The organism is Streptomyces sp. NPDC045899, from assembly GCF_056431485.1.
Genome location: NZ_JBWKKP010000019.1, coordinates 18605 through 38099 on the forward strand (window position 1 = coordinate 18605; position 19495 = coordinate 38099).

Sequence of the window (19495 nt, forward strand, 5' to 3'; positions counted from 1 at the left end):
CTCAGCCACCCTCGGACGAGGGTGACGAGGAGGCCGAAGAGGAGGCCCCGTCCGTCGGGGCCTCCTCGCACACCACGGTGAACGACACCTTCCGGGACGTGACCGCGTCCTGGCCCCTGGTCTCCACCGCGATCCAGTCCTTCCGGGCCCCGGGCGCCGCCTCCGTATGGCGCACCGTGCGGGACGACCCCGTCGCGCCACCGGTGAACTCCAGCTTCTTCCAGCCCGGATCGGCCACCTCACCGCTTCCGGTGATCCAGCGGTACTCCACGGTCGTGGGCGCGTGGTTCACCGTGACGGTCGCGGTGAAGGAGGGGGCCTCGCCCTCCGGCGGCGGACACGCCCCCTGGTAACTGCCGCGCGCCGCCTTCACGATGATCGTGATGGTCAGTGACGGCCGCTCCGGGGACGAGGTGCCGTCCGCCGGACGCGAGGCCGTCGCTTCCTTCCCCGCGTCGGCATCGGACGCGGGACGGTCCGCGTCCTGGGCGGCCGGGGCCGTGGTGGGAGAACTCCCGCCGCCGCCGGGTGTGGTGCCCCCGTCGCCGCCGTCGTCCAGCAGCGCCCAGGTCACCCCGCCCAGCGCCACCCCGGCCAGGAGCGCCCCCGCCACCAGCGCGGCCGCCGCGCGCCGCGACCGGTGGCCCGGCCGCGGCGCGTCATCGGACCGCGGCGGCGGGACGGGCGCGGAGGGCCTGGCGGAGGCGAGGCGGAACGGCGCGGTGTCCGGGCCGTCCGGGTCGGAGCCCGCCGACGCCGGTACGGGCGCGGAAACGGGCACCGACACCGGGCCGGACGAGGGCCGGGGCGTACCGCCCGCCGCCACCAGCCGCAGCAGCCGTTCCGCCTCCGCCGCCGCGAGCCGCCGCCCCGGATCCTTGTGCAGCAGCCCCTCCAGAACGGGGGTGAGCGGACCCGCCCGGCGTGGCTCCGGCAACGACGCGTCCACCACCGCCCGCAGGGTGCTCAGCGGGGTGTCCTGGCGGAACGGCGAGACCCCCTCGACCGCCGCGTACAGCAGCACGCCCAGCGACCACAGATCGGCGCCGGGGCCCGGCGGCTCGCCGAGGGCCCGCTCGGGCGCCAGGAACTCCGGCGAGCCCACCAGTTCCCCGGTCAGCGTCAGCGTCGCCGCGTCCCCCTCGACCGCCGCGATGCCGAAGTCGGTGAGCACCACCCGGCCGTCGTCGGCGATCAGTACGTTGCCGGGTTTGACGTCCCGGTGCAGCACCCCGACCGCATGGGCCGCCCGCAGCGCGGTCAGCACCTCGGCACCGATGACCGCGGCCCGCGCGGGCGGCAGATGGCCCTCCGCGTCGAGGACCTCCGCCAGCGACAGACCGCGCACCAACTCCATCACGATCCAGGGGCGGCCGTCCTCCAGCGCCACGTCGTGGACGGTGACCACATTGCGGTGCGAGACCCGCGCGGCCGCCCGGCCCTCGCGCTCCAGCCGGGCGTACAGCCGCCCGATGTCACGGTCGCCGAGCCCGGCCGGGGCACGGACCTCCTTGATGGCGACCTCGCGACCGAGCGCCTCGTCGCGCGCCCGCCACACCACACCCATTCCGCCGTGGCCCAGCACGTCCAGAAGGCGGTATCGCCCCCCGGCCACCCGCTCGCCCCGCCGCCCCGCGCCCTCGTCGCCCATGGCCGAGTCCTCCCCCCAACCGAGCAATTCGGGGTGAATGTACCTCAACCGAGCGTAGTTGCCGCCCCCCTGAGCACCAATCCGCATCCGAGGACGAGCACCACGGTGGCCGTGCCCACCGGCGAGGCGCGGTGGAGCGCCGCCAGCAGCCGGTGACCACGGCCCGTGGCCGCCGCGCGGCGGGCCCTCAGCCGCTCCGCGGCCCGGTGGCCGAGCCTCACCACCGTGAACCCGGCGAGCGTCAGGGTCAGCGCCAGACCGAGCCCGTACGCCAGCACCAGCAGGAAGCCGAACCACGCCTGCCCCAGGGCCGCCGCGCCCACCAGCACGATGACGGCGGAGGGGCTGGGGACGAGCCCCCCGGCGAATCCGAGCAGCAGGGTGCCGCGGAGGGTGGGCCGCAGTTCATGGGTGTGGCTGTGCCCGTCACCGTGGTCATGCGTGTGCGTGTGCGTGTGCGTGTGGGTGTGGCTGTGCCCGTGGTCGTGATCGTGGTCGTGGTCATGCGTGTGGTGCTGGTGCTGGTGGCTCGACCGGCGCCGTCGGCGCAGCGCCTTGTGCAGCAGCCGTGCCCCGGCCGCCGAGACCAGCACCCCGCTCGCGATGCCCAGCCAGGAGATCACCGAGGGCGCCGCCGCCGAACCGGCGGTGACCAGCAGCCCCAGCGCGAACACCCCCATGGTGTGGGTGACCGTCACCGACGCGCCCAGCGTCACCACGTCGCGCAGCGCGCTGCGCCCGCCGGCCGCGGCGGCCGCGGCCATCATCGTCTTGCCGTGCCCGGGGGCCAACGCGTGCATCGCGCCCAGTAGTACGGCGGTGGCGAACGCGGTCAGCGCGAAGCCGAAGGTGATGTCATGCCGCGCCACCATCGAGGTCAGCGCCTCGGTCCAGCGGTCCACACCGCGTGGCAGCACCCCCGATGCCACTCCGTTCCGCTCCTCGGCGTCGGGCGCGGCGGCGAGCGCGGGGCCGCCGGGCCGCGCCCGCAGGCTCGCCGAACGCTGGTCGGGGGGTGAGGAGAGCTGGTCCCCGGGATAGCCGGTCAGCCGCCGCGAGGCGGACTTCCGCGGCACATCGGAGCCGGAGAGCGTCATCCGGTCGCCCCGGGCCGTCATCTCCCGCCAGCCGGGGCCGGTGCCGATGTCCTTCGGCCGGTAGGAGACGGCCGCCTTCTCCCCGCGCGCCAGGGCGGCGGTCAGACGGCATTCGACCCGCAGGGTCGGCAGTCCCGCCTGACCCTTTCGGATGTGACCGGCGGTGCGCGCGGCGCGTACCGGCACCGCGCGCTCGTCCACGGTCAGTCGCGCCCCGCGCGCGGCGCTTGCGCAACGGCGCGCGGCCCAGGCGTTCACCTCACGCGCCGAGAGGGCGCCGTCGCCGTCGCGGTCGATCTCCGGTTCCGCCTGGGAGGAGGGGATCTCGGCCAGGTCCTCGACATGGTCGATCCGCAGCTGACCGGGGGCGACCACCAGCCCGTCGTAGCGGTTGACGGTGAAGTTGCCGAGCGGATGCGCCGACGCGCTCCCCGCGGGCAGTACGACCAGCGCCGCGGCGCCCGTCAGCACACCCGCGGCGGCCACCAGGCGGCGGACGCGGAAGCGGAGCCTCATCGGTCACCGTCCAGCGTCTTCAGCGCCGCCTTCGCGGTGCGGGAGGCGGTGGGCGAGAAGCCCGGGTTGAGGTCGAGCGCCGCGCGGAGGTGGCGGCGGGCCGCGGCCTTCTCGCCGAGCGACTTCTCGATCATGCCCCGGTGGTAGAGGAACGCCGCGTTGCGGTAGCCGGGTTCGGCCGCGCGCTCGGCGTACCCCAGGGCCTTCTTGTGGTCACCGGTGCGGTGCAGGGCCCATGCGAGGGCGTCGGCGGTGTGCACCGTGCGCCGCCGGTCCCATTCGGCACGGGCCGCCTTCAGAGCCTCCCCGGCGTTCCCGTGGTCGGCGGCGACCAGCGCGCTGTCGAGGTCGGTCGCCACGCCGTTGGCCTTCGCCAGGGTGATCCAGGTGTCCACCACCGCGTACTGGCGGCGGCCCTGGGCGCGGTCACCGCGCGCCTCGTACGCCTCGCCGAGCGCCGCCAGCTCCGCGGGGAGCGGGAAGCGCCGGACGACCTTCTCCAGATCGCGGATCCCGGCGTCCAGCCGTCCGTCCGCGGCCGCGGTGCGGCCCCGCCCCTCCAGCGCGGGCAGATAGCCGGGGACGGCCTTCAGCGCGGTGTCATAGGCGTCCCGGGCGGTCCCGTACCGGCCCTGGCTCCAGGCGAGCTGGCCGAGCGCGGTGGAGACGTAGGCGATATCGCTGGGCGAGGTCGCGGAGTCCTCGGCGCGCAGCAGCACCTTCCGCGCCGTGTCCGGTTCGCCGCGCAGCTCCAGGACGTAGGCGAGCCGGGTGAAGACGGGGATGCCGGGGCGGGTGGCGTCGGCGTGCTCCGCGGCCCGCTGGGCGTCCCGGTAGCGGCCCAGTTCGACCAGGGCGTCGACGCGCACCGCCATCGCGCCCTGGCTGTAGGAGTTCACCTCCAGCGCCTTGTCGGCGTCGCGCAGGGCGTCGTGGAAGTCATGGCGCGCGGCGGCGAGCGAGGCGCGTCCGGCGAGCGCGACGTCGTTGTCGCGCGGCTGGACGGCCAGGGAGCGGGCGAACGCCTTCTGCGCCTGCGGATAGCGGGTGGGGTCGCCGGTGCCACGGGCCTGTTCGACGTAGGCGGAGCCGAGCTGGGCCCAGCCGACCGCGTCCTTCGGCTCGGTGCGCAGATGGCCCTGGAGCGCGGTGATCCGGCCGGGGAGGCCGTCCGCGGTGATCTGCTCGAGCCGGGCCGCGGCGGGCCGGGCGTCACGGGTCGCGGAGGGCCCGTCGCCGGATCCGCCCGGCCCGTCGATCACGACCGAGGCGGCGGTCAGACCCACCGCGAGCGCGCACACGACCACGGCGGTGCGGGGTGTGTGGGGGAGGAGTGGCCGAAGAGCCATGGTGACTGTTGCCTTTCGCCGGAACGGACGCCGGGGCGGGACGTAGAGGGGGAGGGGGCGGGCGCGGCCGCCGCGCGGGAGGTGCGGGGCCGCGCCCGTGGGGAGGGGGCCGGTGGAGGACGCCGACCGGTCAGTGCCTGCGGACGCGGGCCGGGCGGCGGTGCGAACGCCACCAGACGAATCCCAGGGTCAGCAGCAGTACGGTGCCGCCACCGGCCGCCGCGGACCCGGCCAGCAGCATGTTGTCGTCCGAGGACGGGCTGACGCCGTCGCCGCCGTTGAGCAGCGAGTCCCCGGCGCTCTTCTTGGCCGCGGTGGCGTCCGAACCGGAGTTGGGGATCGCCAGGTACGGGAAGGAGCCGCCGAACTCCTGGTCGTTCTCGTCCACCGCGTCGCCCAGGTCGTTCTTCTTGCCGAGGAGTTCGCCCTCCACGGCCTGGAGCGAGATGTCCAGCACGTCGTCGGTCAGCCGCCGTCCGTTGGGGAACCCGGCGTTGTCACCGTCGAGCACACCGAGGCGCTTGGGGCTGGCGGTGGGCTTGATCGAGGTGTTGAGGCGGAGCATCTCGGCGGGGCGTACGCCCGGCGGCTGGTTCAGCTTGGGCACACCGGTGAGGAAGACCTGCACCAGGTCGTCACGGGGCGTCGGCGGTGCCTTGATCTTGTAGATCTGCTCCACCAGCCGGGCCAGCTCCGGGTCCTGGACGAACTTCAGGAACTGTCCGTCGTCCCAGGGCGCCGAGGCGTTGAACTTGTCCTTGTCCTTGCGCGGGATGACCACTTCGTTCACCAGCGGACTGCCCAGCCGGGAGACCTGCGCCCAGTCGCCGTTCGCCGTCTTGCGGTGGGTGGTGGACCACAGCCCGATCACCGGCTGGCCCTCGGACTCGGTCAGGGTCTTCGTGGGCAGCTGGAGCGCGAGGCTCTGGACGTTGTAGCCCTTCAGGCTGTCCTGCCCCACCTCGGACATGTCGCCGCCGTACAGCAGGTCGAAGACGCGCAGATCGAGGAAGAACGGGTCGTCGGCCTGGCCCGCGAACGTCGAACCGCCGCCGGGCAGCTGGTAGACCGCCTGGTCGCGCAGGGTCTGGTACTTGGGCATGGACGCCTTGCCGACATTGGACGGGGCGACCAGCTGGTTCTTCGCGATCTTCTCGCGGGAGACGGCGTGCTGGTCCTTGAGGTGGATCAGCTCGATGTCATAGGTCTGGAAGAAGTTCAGGTCCTGGTCCTCCAGGGAGGTCACCGGCCCCGTGTTGTAGAGGAAGGTGTCCCCGTTGCGCAGGTGGTCCTTGAAGGTCCACCGGAACAGCAGATCGCCCTGGCCGTCCCCGTCGTTGTCCACGTGCAGGTCGTAGCGGGCGTCATGGGCGAACTTGTAGAAGTTCGGGCCGCCCGCCGGGTCCTCGAACGGCAGCATGTTGACCACCATGGTGGTCGTGTCCGGCTTGTCGGGGCTGACGAACGCGTACACGTCCGTGGTGTCGTACTGCGGCTGACCGGAGATCAGCGGTGCCTCGCGGTGGCTGGACGCCTGTGCCGTCTCCGGCCGGAGCGCGGCCACACCGGCGGCCGTGAGGCCGCCCGCGGCCAGTGCGCAGCTGACCAGCGCGCCCAAGCTCCTGGTGAATGCGGTCATCCTGTCAGTTCCTTCGCACGCTTGTCGGGGCATACCTTCAAGCAGCAGTTCGGGACTGACGGGCCGATGGCTTGGTCCGTCCGACAATTTGTCCGCGTGTGACAGTTACCGTCAACACCCTTGACGCGGTGGTGAATCCGGAACCTGGGATACGTGGGTGACGGCTCGGGGAGGTAGGGTTACTCTGCCCGGGGCGGGTGCCCTCGTACGGGTGGGGAGTGTCATGGAGCAGATAACGGTACGGAGCAGGCCACGAGTGCCTGCGATCAATTGCGGGAGCGGTGCGTCCAGTGCGCGCCTCGAACGCCATCTCGCGGTGATGGGCGGCCCTGCCGTCCCGCGGCGGGAGGCCGAGGGGGCGACGGTGCTGATGCAGGAGCTGACCGCGCGCGACCACGTGCGCGCGAAGAACAGCCGGGGCGCGCGCGTCTCGCTGTTCGCGCCGCTGCGCCGGCTGCGCCGCTCGCTCTTCGGCAACCACGGCTGACCCGCCCGGTTCGCCGGTTCCGAGGTTCGTCGACGGCGTCCCGGGCAGGCACGGGGACACCCCGGCCCGCTCCAGCCGGTGTGGCGGTGCCAAGAGGCACCGCACACCCGGGCCGTTCCGGGATGCCGACCAGAGATGACGCTCCGGTTCACCGTCCGCCGCGTGTGTAGCGGCGGACGGTGAGCGGCATGAACACCGCCACCAACAGCAGCGACCAGCCGATCGACGCCGCCACCGGGTGAGCGAGCGGCCAGGCCGCGTCCGGGTCCGCCGCCGTGTTCCCGAAGAGATCACGACAGGCCGCCACCACCGCGCTGATCGGGTTCCAGTCGGCCACCCAGCGCAGCCAGCCGGGCATCCCGTCGGTCGGCACATAGGTGTTGGACACCATCGGCAGTGAGAAGGTGAGGCTGGAGAGCTGGCCCGCGGCCTCCTCCTTGCCCACCACCATCCCCAGGTACTGGCCGATCCAGGCGGTCGCCAGACGGAACAGCAGCAGCAGTCCGAACGCCCCCAGCGCGGCGCCCACTCCATCCCGTACCCGCCACCCCACGGCGAGCCCGAGCAGCGCCAGCGGTACCAGCCCCACCGCGGCGATCAGCACCTCCGAGGCGGCCTGCCCCAGCGGTACGGCGGCCCGGCTCATCGGCAGGGTGCGGAAGCGGTCCATGACCCCGCGCTGCATGTCCTGCGCGGTGCCGATCATTCCGGTCAGGATCCCGCCCGCCGCGATCGAGACGAACAGTCCCGGTACCAGGTACTCGCGGTAGTCGCCCGAGCCGGGCACCTGGATCGCGCTGCCGAAGACGTAGCCGAAGAGGACCAGCATCATCAGCGGCGCCACCAGGGTGATGGTGAACAGCGCCGGGGCGTTGCGCAGCCGGGTCAGCTGACGGCCCAGCATGGCCGCGGTGTCGCGCGCGGCCCAGCGCAGCGTGGTGTCGCTCATACGGTGGCCTCCTCGGGGGCGGTGGTCTCGGCGGCGGTGGTGGCGCCGTGGGTGAGCCGGAGGAAGACCTCGTCCAGGGTGGGCCGCCGCACCGAGGCGTCCACCAGGGGCACTCCGGCCGCGTCCAGCTCCCGGACCACCCGGGGCAGGGTGAGGGCGGGATCGCCCGACCCCGCGCCCACGGTGCGGCGTTCGGCGTCCAGCTCCGGCGCCGACCCGGTCAGGTTGCCCAGGACCACGGCCGCGCCGGTGAGGGCCTCCGCGTCCGCGACCACGACCTCGATATGCCGGCCGATGGTGGTCTTCAGCTCCTCGGGCGTACCGGCGGCCACGGTCCGGCCCCGGTCGATCACCACGATGTCGTCGGCCAGCCGGTCGGCCTCCTCCAGGTACTGGGTGGTCAGCAGCACCGTGGTGCCCGCCCGGGCCAGTTCGCGGACGCTCTCCCAGATCCCGCCCCGGCTGCGCGGGTCCAGGCCGGTCGTCGGTTCGTCGAGGAAGAGCACCTCCGGTGCGGTCAGCAGACAGGCCGCGAGGTCCAGCCGGCGGCGCATACCGCCGGAGTAGGTCCGGGCGGGGCGGTCGGCCGCCTCCGTCAGCCCGAACCGCTCCAGCAGGGCGTCCGCGCGCTTCCCGCCGCCGGCTCCGCGCAGCCGCCGCAGCCGCGCGAACAGCCGCAGGTTCTCCCGGCCCGTCAGATCCGCGTCCACCGAGGCGTCCTGACCGGTGACCGCGATCCGTCCGCGCACCGCCCGTGGGTCCCGGAAGACATCGTGACCCGCGACGCGCGCGGTGCCGGAGTCCGGGGCGCCGAGGGTGGTCAGGATCCGCACCGCGGTGGTCTTGCCCGCGCCGTTGGGGCCGAGCAGACCGCAGACGGTGCCGGCCGGGACGGCGAGATCGAGTCCGCGCAGGGCGTGCACCTCGCCGTAGCGTTTGCACAGGCCCTCACTAAGTACAGCGTACGTAGTTTCCATGCCGCTCACTGTAGCTCACTACGTACGCTGTACGTAACTAGGATGGTGGGCGAGGTGATGATCCATGGCAGCCAGCGGCCGGACGGCCGGGCCGGAGGTGATCTGGGCGCTCCCCGAGCGTGCCGGTCGCGGTCCGCGCCCCGCGTACACCCGTGACGACATCGCCGACGCGGCGGTGCGGATCGCGGACGAGGCGGGTATGGACGCGGTCTCCATGCGCCGGGTGGCGACGGCCGTCGGCTGCGGCACGATGTCGCTCTACAACTATGTGCCGCGCAAGGAGGACCTGGTCGACCTGATGGTGGACCGGGTCTGCGGTGAGTACGCGCTGCCCGAGCGGCCGTCGGGGGACTGGCGGGCCGATGTCCTCGGCCTCGCGCGCCAGGGCCGCGCTCTGATGCACCGTCACCCCTGGCTGCCCGCCGCCGTCCTGCCGACCGGTGCCCTGGGCCCCAACCAGCTGCGGTACATGGAGTTCTGTCTGGCCGCGCTGGACGGTTCGGGGCTCGACCCGGGCCTCAAGGTCGAGCTGATCGCGATGGTCAACGGCACGGTGATCTCGTACGTCTCCTCCGAGCTGGCCGCCGCGCGGGCCCGGAGCGCCTCGGATTCCACCGCCGAACAGCGCCAGGCGGCCCAGACCGCCTACCTCGCGCGGATCATCGCGGGCGGCGACTACCCCCACCTCTCGCGCACCTTCGCCGCCGCCCCGGCGGCGGGGGACCCGGACGAGACCTTCGACCGCCTCCTGCGGCGGGTCCTGGCCGGGTACGCGGCCGCCTGCTGAGTGAGTCGCCGACCCGTGCGCCAGGGGCGGGTGTGCGGGCCGGCGGCACCGGCAGGGCCGTGGTTCCCGGCCCTGCCGCCGGCCATCCCGCAGCGGCCCCGCTGCTCCGCGCTCCGCGACGACAGCACGTCCCGGGCCGTCTGCCCGGAGCCGGGCCCGCCCCGGTCGCGGGGCTCAGAGCAGGGCGAACTGACCCTCCGGGCCCTCCTCGTGGTGGTCGAGCACCGAGGCCGGACGGCGGCACGCGGCGGGCACCGGCAGGACGCCCGCCGCCCGCAGCTCCGCCGCGGTGATCGGCGGTGCGCCGTCCCTCAGCCGGGCGGCCAGCTCGCGGTGGCGCGGACGGAGTTCGGCGAGCAGTGCCAGCACGGTGATCAGCTCCAGCAGTTCGGAGGTCCAGGCCGATGGCCAGACCGCCGGGACCACGGCCTCCAGCGTCCCCGGTTCACCCCGGGCCGTACGCCGCTCGAACCAGCTCTCCAGCACCCGCACCCCCTGCGTGCGGAACTCCCACGCGCCCCGCGGCACCGGGGAGATCCGGCCCTCGCCCAGGTGCAACGCCCCCGCCTCCGGGTCGTAGTCCAGCGAGTCGGGCAGACCGCGCGCGGGCAGCGCGGCGCGGACGTACGGGCGCTGACCGCCCGGCATCCGCGGGCGCTCACCACTGTGCGCCCCGCGCGTATGGAGCCACAGCACCCGGCGCCCCAGCTCCACGCCCTCCGCCCACACCTCCGGATCGGCCGTCAGCGGTACCGCGCAGGGGGTGGCGTGCGCCACGGCGGCGGTCCAGGCGAGCAGGTCCTCCGCGGGGACGGCCCGGCCGAGGCGGCCGCCGAGGTGGTCCAGCAGCCCGGGCGCGACATTGGGCTCCAGACCGCCGGGGCGCCGGTACAGCGGACGGATCCGGCCGGGACGGCCCGCGGCGGACCAGCCGTCCGGCAGCGGTGCGGAGAAGGTGAGCACGGGCTCGTCACCGGCCCCGGCCCCCGGCCCCGCCCCCGCTTCCACGACGTGGATCTGCCGGTCGTCGGCGACCCGCCACAGCTCGGGCCGCGCGGCGTCGATGAGCCGGTGGTCCGGTATCAGCCACTGCTGGTCGAATGGTCCGTACCCCATCCGCACGGGCTCGGGACACGGGCCGTCGGCCCGTACCAGCCGGGCGGTGGAGGTCCGTTGGCCGGGCAGCTGGGCCACGGAGGTGTGCAGCGTCCGGGCGCGCGAGGGCCGGAACAGCGCGGCGCGCCCCGCCTCGTCCCCGGTGGCCAGCAGGCGCTCCCACCGCGCGGTGAGCGAGGCGGCGTCGGGTGCGACCACCCACGCCCGCCCCAGCCGCAGCGGCCCCACGGACCACGGCATGAGGTCCGCCAGCAGCGGTGCGTCCCGTTCTCCCACGCCCGGCATGCTATCCACCCACCTCCCCGAAGCCGACCACGGCGACTGCCCCGGGCCCGCCCGCCCCCGCCCCTCTCCGGGACGGCCTCGGCCGGGGGCGCCCCGGTGAAGCCCCCTGCACCGGCGTTGGCGCCGGGTTGCCCCACACCGGTGTCGTCCTGCGGTTGTCGCCGCTGAGCGGGGGAGCGGTCGCCCGTGAGCGTGCGCGGTGTTGAACGCGGCATGCGCCGGGCTCGGCGTAACGCCCCGCGCGCCGATGGCTGTCGCCGGTGCGGGGCCGTACCGGCCGCGGCCGTGGGCGGGGGCTCGTGGAACCAGGACGCAACCCGATGGGGGTGCTCGTGGTGCCGGGGCGTGCGCCCCGGTGGAGTCCTGGGGGCGCCGCACCCGCCGTCGGCGCGGCGTCGTGTGTGCGCGTCCGCTGACGAACCACTCGGCCGACGGCAGTCACTCCGCCTCGAGGGTCACCGTGAACGAGAACCGGTCCCCCCGGTAGTGGATCCGTGCCACGTCCACCACCCGGCCGTCCTCGTCGTACGTCACCCCCGTGTAGTGCAGGATCGGGCTGAGCAGGGGCACCTGGAGGAGGCGGGAGGTCTCCGGGTCGGCCAGCCGCGCCTCGACCGTGTCGGTGATCCGGCTGATGCGCACGCCGACCACGTCCCGCAGCACCTTCGTCATCGGCCAGCGTTCCAGGTCGGCGAGGTCGATGCGGTCGGCGAGATCGGGACGGACCAGGTTCTCCGCCCAGTTGGTCGGTTCGCCGCTCCCTCCGTCGCGGCGCAGCCGCCGGTATCCGGCCGCCTCGTCCAGACCGGGGAAGTGCTCCGCCAGCTCCGCCGGGACCGCCGCCGGACCGTGGCCGAGCACCGTCGTCAGCTCACCGGACTGCTGGGCCACGATCGCGTCGACCGAACCCAGCAGCCGCACCGGGGAACCGCGCCGCGCACTCGGCTCGATGAAGGTGCCGCGCCGCCGGTGGCGGCTGATGAGCCCCTCCGCCTCCAGCTCCTTGAGCGCCTGCCGCATGGTGAGCACGCTGACGCCGTAGTGCTCGGCGAGCCGGTCCTCGGTGGGCAGCCGCAGCGGATCGTGCGGCCCCCGGCCGAGTATCGAGGCGCGCAGCGACTGCGAGACCTGGTACCACAGCGGCAGTTTGCGGTTCAGGGCCACGGAGTCGGGGGCGAAGGTGGTCACGGGGGCGCGGTCTCCGGTGGCGGTCACGGTCACGTTCCTGCGGTGGGAGGGAGCGGGCGGAGGGGCGTCATGACGCCACGGTGGCGTGACGCGACGGTGTCACGGGCGGAAGTGACGCTCCAGACCCTGCCACACCTCGTCGTAGCCCGTCTGGAGGTGGTCCGCGGCCATCGCCTGCGGGGTGGCGGTGACCGGCCAGCGCGTCTCGAACATGAAGGCCAGCCCGTCGTCCACCTTGCGCGGCGCCAGCTCGGCCTCGCTGGCCCGCTCGAAGGTCTCGTGGTCCGGACCGTGCGCCGACATCATGTTGTGCAGGGAGCCGCCGCCGGGTACGAACCCTCCGGGGCCCGCGGTCTTGGCGTCGTACGCGCCCTCGATCAGCCCCATGTACTCGCTCATCACATTGCGGTGGAAGTACGGCGGCCGGAAGGTGTCCTCGCCCACCAGCCAGCGCGGCGCGAAGACCACGAAGTCCACGCCCGCGAGCCCCGGGGTGTCCGACGGCGAGGTGAGCACGGTGAAGATGGACGGGTCCGGGTGGTCGTAGCTGATGGTGCCGAGCACGTTGAACCGGCGCATGTCGTAGACGTACGGCACGTGGTTGCCGTGCCAGGCGACGACGTCCAGCGGGGAGTGGTCGTAGGTCGCGGCCCAGAGGTTGCCGCAGAACTTGTTGACCACCCGCACCGGCCCCTCGACGTCCTCGTAGGCCGCCACCGGAGCCATGAAGTCCCGCGGGGCGGCCAGTCCGTTGGCGCCGATCGGGCCGAGGTCGGGGAGGACGAACGGACTGCCGTAGTTCTCGCAGACGTAGCCGCGCGCGGTGGCGTCCAGCAGCTCCACCCGGAACCGCACCCCGCGCGGGATCAGCGCCATATGCCCCGGCTCGGCGCGCAGCAGCCCGAACTCGGTGCGCAGCAGCAGCCCGCCGCGCTCGGGCACGATCAGCAGTTCGCCGTCGGCGTCGCTGAACACCCGGTCGGTCATGGACGCGTTGGCCGCGTAGAGGTGGATGGCCATCCCGACGCGCTGGGTGGCGTCCCCGTTGCCGCCGAGGGTCCACAGCCCGGACAGGAAGTCGGTGCCCGCGGGCGGCTCCGGCAGCGGGTCCCAGCGCAGCCGGTTGGGGTCCGGGACGGTCTCGGTGAACGGCGCTCCGCGCAGCCCGCCGTTGTCGATGCGGGTGAACGGCGGATGGGCCGCCGAGGGGCGGATCCGGTACAGCCAGGAACGGCGGTTGTGGGCCCGCGGCTCGGTGAACGCGGTGCCGCTGAGCTGCTCCGCGTACAGCCCCAGCGGTGCGCGCTGAGGCGAGTTGCGCCCGATGGGCAGCGCCCCGGGCACGGCCTCGCTGCTGTGTTCATTACCGAATCCGGAGGAGTAGGCCAGCCCTTCGGCCGTCTTCCGTGCCTGCTCGATCCCGGTGCCGTTGTCCATCGTGCGCTCCCGAAGCTCGCCTCGCCGCCCAATGATTCCTATGTCATACGATAGGAATCGAAGACCGGCTCCGTCAATGATCGGGCAGGATGGTGGCGTGCCCCTACCGCCCCTCCGCCGCCATCCGGTTCAGCGCCGCAGCGCCGAACGCCTCGGCCGGATCCTCGACGCCTGTGCCGAACTGCTCGACGAGGTCAGCTACGAGCGCTTGAGCACCCGTGCGGTGGCCGAGCGCGCCGGCGTCCCCATCGGCTCGGTCTACCGCTTCTTCTCCGACAAGCGCGCCATGGCCGAGGCCCTGGCCCACCGCAATCTCGACGAGTACGCCGAGCGGGTCACCCGCCGGCTGGCGGAGCCGGGCCAGGACGGCGGCTGGCGCCAGGCGATGGACATCGTCGTGGACGAGTACCTGGCGATGAAGCGCGGGGCGCCCGGCTTCGCGCTCATCGAGTTCGGGATACCGGTCCCGGCCACCGGGCGGGTGGAGCAGCCCAACCATCTGGTGGCGGACCGGCTGCGGACGCTGCTCGCCGACCGGCTGCGCAGCGAGGGGGCCGAAGGGGCCGACGGCGAGGGTGACGCCGGGGAGCGGCTGCGGATCGCCTTCCTGCTGGCGGTCGAGACCGCCGACGCCCTGCTGCGGCTGGCGTTCCGGATCGACCCCGAGGGGGATCCGGCGATCGTCGCGGAGACCAAGGAGCTGCTGCGCGCCTATCTGGCCCGGGTCCTGGACTGAAGCGACTGGAGCCGCCGTCCCGGCCGTCGGCGCGAAGAGTTCACTCCGGCGCCTCCCCGGCATGCGTACCAGTCGGTATGGTGAGTGCCTCGGCCGAGCCGGGCCGCGCCGGTCCGCGACGTAGGGAGCACTCATGAGCCGCACGGCCCTCCGTATCTGCCCGCTCTGCGAGGCCACCTGCGGGCTGACCCTGACCATCGAGGACGGCCGGGTCACCCGGGCGCGCGGCGATGCCGAGGACGTGTTCAGCCGGGGCTTCATCTGCCCCAAGGGCACGTCCTTCGGTGAGCTGGACGGCGACCCCGACCGGCTGCGGCGGCCGCTGGTCCGGCGCGCCGGGCGGCTTCAGGAGGCCGACTGGGACGAGGCGTTCGCCGCCGTCGAGGCCGGGCTGTGGCCGGTGCTGCGCGAGCACGGCGGGCAGTCGGCCGGGGCGGTGCTCGGCAACCCCAATGTCCACACGGTGGCCGGAGGGCTCTACCCCGCACTGCTGCTCGGTGCGCTCGGCACCCCCAACGTCTTCACCGCCAGCACCCTCGACCAGATGCCCAAGCACGTCTCCAGCGGACTGCTCTACGGGGACGCCAACGCGCTGCCGGTGCCCGATGTGGACCGCACCGACCATCTGCTGGTGATCGGCGCCAACCCGATGGACTCCAACGGCAGCCTGTGCACCGCTCCCGACTTCCCCGGCCGGCTGCGGGCGCTGCGGCGGCGCGGCGGCAAACTGATCGTGGTCGATCCCCGGCGCACCCGTACCGCCAGGATGGCCGACCGGCACGTGGCGATACGTCCCGGTACCGACGCGCTGCTGCTCTTCGCCATGGTGCGGGTGCTCTTCGACGAGGACCTGGTGGCGACCGGGGACCTGGACGCCCATCTCACCGGAGTGGCCGAGGTCCGGCGGCTGGCCGCGGACTTCCCGCCGGAGGCGGTGGCCGGCGCCTGCGACGTGTCCGCCGAGGAGATCCGCACCCTCGCCCGGGAGCTGGCCGCGGCGCCGAAGGGCGTGGTGTACGGGCGGATGGGCTCCACCACCGTGGAGTTCGGCACCCTCACCAGCTGGCTGGTGGACGTGGTCAACGCGCTCACCGGGAACCTGGACCGCCCCGGCGGGATGATGTTCCCGCTCGCCGCCACCGGGCGCCGGGAGCGCGCCCCGCGCGCCGGCAAGGGGTTCGCGCTGGGCCGCTGGCACAGCCGGGTCAGCGGCCATCCGGAGGCCAAGGGTGAACTGCCCTCGGTCGCCCTCGCCGAGGAGATCGAGACCCCGGGGGACGGGCGGATCCGGGCGCTGCTGACCGTCGCCGCCAACCCCGTGCTGTCCGCGCCCGACGGCGACCGGCTGGAACGGGCGCTGGCCGGGCTGGACTTCATGGTCAGCGTGGATCCGTACCTCAACGAGACCGCGCGCCACGCCCATGTCGTCCTGCCGCCGCCCCCGCCCAGCCAGAGCCCGCACTTCGACTTCACCTTCAACCACCTGGCCGTGCGCAACCAGGTCCGCTACTCCCGCCCCGCGGTCCCGCTCGACCCGGACCGGATGAGCGAGACCGACATCCTGGCCCGGCTGGTGCTGTGCGCGAGCGGACGCGGCGGCGCCGACCCGGCCGTGGTGGACGCCATGGCGATCGAGGCCGCGCTCGGCAAGGCCGTGGCCGACCCCGGGTCGCCGGTGCATGGCCGTACGACCGCCGAACTGGCCGCACTGCTCACCGGCGGCACCGGCCCCGAGCGGCGGCTGGACATGATGCTGCGGCTCGGCCCGTACGGCGACGGCTTCGGCGCCGATCCCGACGGGCTGACCCTGCGGAGCCTGCTCGACCGGCCGCACGGGATCGACCTCGGCCCGCTGCGCCCCCGGCTGCCCGCCCTGCTGCGGACCCGCAGCGGCACCGTCGAGCTGTGCCCGGAGCCGATCGTGCGCGATGTGGACCGGCTGCGGCGCGCGCTGGCCGACCGGCCCACCGGTCTCGTCCTCATCGGCCGCCGCCACCTGCGTTCCAACAACAGCTGGATGCACAACGTCCCGTCGCTGGTGGGCGGCAGCAACCGCTGCACCCTTCAGGTGCACCCCGAGGACGCCGCCCGGCTGGGCCTGGCCGACGGCGGGCTCGCCCGGGTCAAGGGCGACGGCGGCGAGATCCAGGTGCCGGTGGAGGTGACGGACGCGATGCGCACCGGCGTGGTGAGCCTGCCGCACGGCTGGGGCCACGGCCGTCCCGGCACCCGGATGTCGGTGGCCGGCGCCCACCCCGGGGCCAACGCCAACCAGCTCGTCGACGGCACGCGGCTGGATCCGCTGTCGGGCACCGCGGTGCTGAACGGCTTCCCGGTGCAGGTGGACCCCATCGCCGAGCCCGCACTGCCCCTACCCGACTGACCAGGGGTTTTGCGCTTATTGCTCACGCGTCAAGACCTTGTTAACGCAAAGTTGCGCCACCTAACGTCGCCTCGACCGCCACATCTGGGGGAGAGTTCACCGGCGAACGTGAGGTAGCCACCATGCTGACAGTCCTCGGATTCGTCATGATCGCGACGTTCCTCGTCCTGATCATGATGAAGAAGATGTCCCCGATGGGTGCTCTGGTGCTCATCCCGGCGCTGTTCTGCGTCCTCGTCGGGAAGGGGGCGCACCTCGGCGACTACGTCCTGGACGGTGTCGGTGATCTGGCGCCCACCGCCGCGATGCTGATGTTCGCGATCATCTACTTCGGGGTGATGATCGACGTCGGGCTCTTCGATCCGATCGTCCGGCTCATCCTGCGGTTCTGCAAAGCGGATCCGCTGCGGGTGGTCATCGGTACCGCGCTGCTCGCGGCGGTCGTCTCGCTCGACGGCGACGGCTCCACCACGTTCATGATCACCGTCTCCGCGATGGTGCCGCTGTACCGGCGGCTGAAGATGAGCCTGGTGGTGATGACCGGTGTCGCGGCCATGGCCAACGGCGTGATGAACACCCTGCCCTGGGGCGGTCCGACCGCCCGGGCCGCCGCCGCGCTCAAGGTCGACGCCAGCGACATCTTCGTGCCGATGATCCCGGCGCTCGCCGTCGGACTGGTCTTCGTCTTCGCGCTCGCCTACGCCTTCGGACTGCGCGAGCGCAGGCGTCTGGGGCTGCTGACGCTCGACGGGGCGACGACGGTCGAGGAGTCCGAGCAGGTGCTGGTCGGCGCGGGCGCCGGGAAGCAGGGCGGCTCCGAGGGCGCGGCTGATAAGACTGGTTCCAGCGGTTCCAGCACCGAGGCCGCCGTGCGGACCGACGACGGCGAGGGCGACGACGATGTCCAGGGCCTCGACCCGAACCGCCCCACCCTGCGCCCCAAGCTCTATTGGTTCAACGCCGCGCTGACCCTCGGCCTGCTGACCATGATGATCATGGAGACGATGCCGATCCCGGTGCTCTTCCTGCTCGGCGCCGCCATCGCCCTCACCGTCAACTTCCCGCATATGGACGACCAGAAGGCCCGGGTCGCCGCGCACGCCGAGAACGTCGTCAACGTCTCCGGCATGGTCTTCGCCGCCGCCGTCTTCACCGGTGTCCTCACCGGCACCGGCATGGTCGAGCACATGGCCCGCTGGCTCGTCGACGGAGTGCCCGACGGTATGGGCCCGCACATGGCCATCGTCACCGGTGTGCTGTCCCTCCCGCTGACCTACTTCATGTCCAACGACGGCTTCTACTTCGGCATCGTGCCGATCCTCGCCGAGGCGGGGGCCGCCCACGGGGTCTCCACCCTGGAGATCGCCCGCGCCTCGCTCGTCGGACAGGCCCTGCACATGTCCAGCCCGCTGGTCCCCGCCGTCTACGTGCTCGTCGGCATGGCCAAGGTCGAGTTCGGCGACCACACCCGCTTCACGGTGAAGTGGGCGGCGCTCACCTCCCTGGTGGTGCTCGCCGCCGGGCTCGTCTTCGGCATCATCTGATCCGTGCGCGGAACGCCTCGACGGCCCGGCAGGGGCTGGCTGCTGCGCCTGGTCATCGCCTTCTCCTTCGCACAGGCGGCGGTGAGCATGGCTCGGCCCGCCGTCTCCTACCGGGCCCTGGCGCTGGGCGCCGACGCCCGCGCGGTCGGTGTGATCGCCGGGATCTACGCCCTGCTGCCGCTGTTCGCGGCCGTACCGCTGGGGCGGCGCACCGACCACGGGCGGTGCGCCCCGCTGCTCCCCGCCGGCGTCGCCCTGATCGCCACCGGCTGTGCCCTCAGCGCGACGGCCGGATCGCTGGCGGGGATGGCCGCGTGGAGCGGGGTGATGGGCCTCGGCCATCTGGCGTTCGTGATCGGCGCGCAGTCCATCGTCGCCCGGCAGAGCGCCCCGGCCGAACAGGACCGCAACTTCGGCCACTTCACCATCGGCGCCTCGCTGGGCCAGCTCATCGGGCCGGTCGCGGCCGGTCTCGTGGTCTCCGGCCACGACGGCGCGATGGCCCGCACCAGCGCTGTCGCGCTGGCCGTCGCCGCCGCCGTGGCGGCCTGTTCGGTCACCGCGCTGTGGCGCATCGAGCAGCGGGACCGGGGCGCCGGGCGGGAGGCGGTGGCCACGGGGGAGGCGCGACGGGTGTCCGTACGCGCCATCCTCACCACCCGCGGGGTCGGCTCCGGCATCTTCATCAGCCTGGCCGTGCTCTCCGCCACCGACATCCTCACCGCGTACCTGCCGGTCGTCGGCGAACAGCGCGGCATCGCGCCCTCGGTCGTCGGACTGCTGCTGAGCCTGCGCGCCGCCGCCACCATCGGCTGCCGCCTGGCCATCACCCCGATGATCCGGCTGCTGGGGCGCACCGTCCTGATGGCCGCGAGCTGCCTGGGCGCGGCCCTGCTGTGCGCGGGCATCGCCCTGCCGCTGCCCGTCTGGGCGCTCGGTGTGCTGCTGGCCGGACTCGGCTTCTGCCTCGGCGTCGGCCAGCCGCTGTCGATGACCACCGTCGTCCAGGCCGCCCCCGACGGTGCCGGGAGCACCGCGCTGGCCCTGCGGCTGACCGGCAACCGTCTGGGCCAGGTCGCGGCCCCCGCCTCCGCCGGTGTCCTCGCCGGACTCGCGGGCACGGCCGCCCCGTTCGTGATGCTGGGCGGCCTCCTGCTGCTCTCCGCCGCGATCGCCATCCGTCCTCTGCGCCCGCCCGCCGGTGCCCCCGCTCCGACGGCGGAACCCACTCCCCGGAGCGGAAGATCCCCGGGCCGGACGGGTGGCCCCTCCGGCCGCTGAGCAGTGCATGCGGCCGGGTGGCCGGCCACGGAGCGCCTCCGCGCCGACGGCAGCTGGCCCATGGGGGCGAGGG

At 73.5% G+C, this 19495-nt stretch carries 15 protein-coding genes; 6 read left to right on the plus strand and 9 right to left on the minus strand.

The window, feature by feature from the left end; all coding sequences use genetic code 11:
* Position 1: 1 nt before the first annotated feature.
* The 4 genes from AC07FT_RS25530 to AC07FT_RS25545 form a co-directional block, all read right to left on the minus strand.
* On the minus strand, positions 2 to 1651 hold the full coding sequence (locus tag AC07FT_RS25530; protein WP_479178229.1) for a serine/threonine-protein kinase: 1650 nt from the start codon (positions 1649 to 1651) through the stop codon (positions 2 to 4).
* Positions 1652 to 1695: 44 nt separating this feature from the next.
* The gene (locus AC07FT_RS25535) at positions 1696 to 3264 is read right to left on the minus strand and encodes a HoxN/HupN/NixA family nickel/cobalt transporter (RefSeq protein WP_479178230.1); all 1569 of its coding nucleotides are present in this window, start codon (positions 3262 to 3264) and stop codon (positions 1696 to 1698) included.
* Positions 3261 to 4613 (minus strand): tetratricopeptide repeat protein, encoded by a 1353-nt coding sequence (locus AC07FT_RS25540; protein ID WP_471202552.1) that lies wholly within the window; start codon positions 4611 to 4613, stop codon positions 3261 to 3263. The genes AC07FT_RS25535 and AC07FT_RS25540 overlap by 4 nt, the downstream gene beginning before the upstream one ends.
* A 130-nt stretch (positions 4614 to 4743) precedes the next feature.
* Complete coding sequence (locus AC07FT_RS25545; RefSeq protein WP_479178231.1) at positions 4744 to 6252, minus strand: DUF4331 domain-containing protein; 1509 nt, start codon at positions 6250 to 6252, stop codon at positions 4744 to 4746.
* A 223-nt stretch (positions 6253 to 6475) separates the two neighbouring features.
* Between AC07FT_RS25545 and AC07FT_RS25550 the strand changes: the two genes are divergently transcribed.
* Positions 6476 to 6739, plus strand: coding sequence for a hypothetical protein (locus AC07FT_RS25550; protein ID WP_254744089.1), 264 nt, complete (start codon positions 6476 to 6478; stop codon positions 6737 to 6739).
* A gap of 148 nt (positions 6740 to 6887) precedes the next feature.
* On the opposite strand, the gene AC07FT_RS25555 is transcribed toward AC07FT_RS25550, so the two are convergent.
* Positions 6888 to 7688 (minus strand): ABC transporter permease, encoded by an 801-nt coding sequence (locus tag AC07FT_RS25555; protein WP_479178232.1) that lies wholly within the window; start codon positions 7686 to 7688, stop codon positions 6888 to 6890.
* Positions 7685 to 8665 carry an ATP-binding cassette domain-containing protein gene (locus AC07FT_RS25560; RefSeq protein WP_479178233.1) on the minus strand — a complete coding sequence of 327 codons (981 nt, stop codon included), beginning with the start codon at positions 8663 to 8665 and terminating at the stop codon, positions 7685 to 7687. The genes AC07FT_RS25555 and AC07FT_RS25560 overlap by 4 nt, the downstream gene beginning before the upstream one ends.
* Before the next feature lie 64 nt (positions 8666 to 8729).
* Here AC07FT_RS25560 and AC07FT_RS25565 point away from each other — a divergent pair, with 64 nt between their 5' ends.
* Positions 8730 to 9452 carry a TetR/AcrR family transcriptional regulator gene (locus AC07FT_RS25565; protein WP_479178234.1) on the plus strand — a complete coding sequence of 241 codons (723 nt, stop codon included), beginning with the start codon at positions 8730 to 8732 and terminating at the stop codon, positions 9450 to 9452.
* 174 nt (positions 9453 to 9626) lie between these two features.
* Here AC07FT_RS25565 and AC07FT_RS25570 read toward each other — a convergent pair whose 3' ends face one another.
* From AC07FT_RS25570 to hmgA, 3 genes are all read right to left on the minus strand, one after another.
* The gene (locus AC07FT_RS25570) at positions 9627 to 10853 is read right to left on the minus strand and encodes a type ISP restriction/modification enzyme (RefSeq protein WP_479178235.1); all 1227 of its coding nucleotides are present in this window, start codon (positions 10851 to 10853) and stop codon (positions 9627 to 9629) included.
* 438 nt (positions 10854 to 11291) lie between these two features.
* Entirely contained in the window at positions 11292 to 12041 is a 750-nt protein-coding gene (locus AC07FT_RS25575) for a GntR family transcriptional regulator (RefSeq protein ID WP_479178296.1), read from the minus strand.
* Positions 12042 to 12140: 99 nt separating this feature from the next.
* Positions 12141 to 13478: a homogentisate 1,2-dioxygenase gene (gene hmgA / locus AC07FT_RS25580; protein WP_479178236.1), complete on the minus strand. Its 1338-nt coding sequence runs from the start codon at positions 13476 to 13478 to the stop codon at positions 12141 to 12143.
* 76 nt (positions 13479 to 13554) lie between these two features.
* On the opposite strand from hmgA, the gene AC07FT_RS25585 reads away from it, so the two are divergent.
* From AC07FT_RS25585 to AC07FT_RS25600, 4 genes are all read left to right on the plus strand, one after another.
* Complete coding sequence (locus tag AC07FT_RS25585) at positions 13555 to 14214, plus strand: TetR/AcrR family transcriptional regulator (RefSeq protein ID WP_471202538.1); 660 nt, start codon at positions 13555 to 13557, stop codon at positions 14212 to 14214.
* A gap of 133 nt (positions 14215 to 14347) precedes the next feature.
* Positions 14348 to 16597, plus strand: coding sequence for a molybdopterin oxidoreductase family protein (locus AC07FT_RS25590; RefSeq protein WP_479178237.1), 2250 nt, complete (start codon positions 14348 to 14350; stop codon positions 16595 to 16597).
* A 122-nt stretch (positions 16598 to 16719) separates the two neighbouring features.
* Positions 16720 to 18141 carry a CitMHS family transporter gene (locus AC07FT_RS25595; protein ID WP_479178238.1) on the plus strand — a complete coding sequence of 474 codons (1422 nt, stop codon included), beginning with the start codon at positions 16720 to 16722 and terminating at the stop codon, positions 18139 to 18141.
* Positions 18142 to 18228: 87 nt separating this feature from the next.
* Positions 18229 to 19422: an MFS transporter gene (locus tag AC07FT_RS25600; RefSeq protein ID WP_479178297.1), complete on the plus strand. Its 1194-nt coding sequence runs from the start codon at positions 18229 to 18231 to the stop codon at positions 19420 to 19422.
* Positions 19423 to 19495 lie beyond the last annotated feature (73 nt).

Coding starts and splice junctions, on each gene's coding strand:
- AC07FT_RS25530 (WP_479178229.1), bottom strand. CDS start 1,651: ATGGGCGACGAGGGCGCGGGGCGGCGGGGCGAGCGGGTGGCCGGGGGG.
- AC07FT_RS25535 (WP_479178230.1), bottom strand. CDS start 3,264: ATGAGGCTCCGCTTCCGCGTCCGCCGCCTGGTGGCCGCCGCGGGTGTG.
- AC07FT_RS25540 (WP_471202552.1), bottom strand. CDS start 4,613: ATGGCTCTTCGGCCACTCCTCCCCCACACACCCCGCACCGCCGTGGTC.
- AC07FT_RS25545 (WP_479178231.1), bottom strand. CDS start 6,252: ATGACCGCATTCACCAGGAGCTTGGGCGCGCTGGTCAGCTGCGCACTG.
- AC07FT_RS25550 (WP_254744089.1), top strand. CDS start 6,476: ATGGAGCAGATAACGGTACGGAGCAGGCCACGAGTGCCTGCGATCAAT.
- AC07FT_RS25555 (WP_479178232.1), bottom strand. CDS start 7,688: ATGAGCGACACCACGCTGCGCTGGGCCGCGCGCGACACCGCGGCCATG.
- AC07FT_RS25560 (WP_479178233.1), bottom strand. CDS start 8,665: ATGGAAACTACGTACGCTGTACTTAGTGAGGGCCTGTGCAAACGCTAC.
- AC07FT_RS25565 (WP_479178234.1), top strand. CDS start 8,730: ATGGCAGCCAGCGGCCGGACGGCCGGGCCGGAGGTGATCTGGGCGCTC.
- AC07FT_RS25570 (WP_479178235.1), bottom strand. CDS start 10,853: ATGCCGGGCGTGGGAGAACGGGACGCACCGCTGCTGGCGGACCTCATG.
- hmgA (WP_479178236.1), bottom strand. CDS start 13,478: ATGGACAACGGCACCGGGATCGAGCAGGCACGGAAGACGGCCGAAGGG.
- AC07FT_RS25585 (WP_471202538.1), top strand. CDS start 13,555: ATGATCGGGCAGGATGGTGGCGTGCCCCTACCGCCCCTCCGCCGCCAT.
- AC07FT_RS25590 (WP_479178237.1), top strand. CDS start 14,348: ATGAGCCGCACGGCCCTCCGTATCTGCCCGCTCTGCGAGGCCACCTGC.
- AC07FT_RS25595 (WP_479178238.1), top strand. CDS start 16,720: ATGCTGACAGTCCTCGGATTCGTCATGATCGCGACGTTCCTCGTCCTG.
- AC07FT_RS25600 (WP_479178297.1), top strand. CDS start 18,229: ATGGCTCGGCCCGCCGTCTCCTACCGGGCCCTGGCGCTGGGCGCCGAC.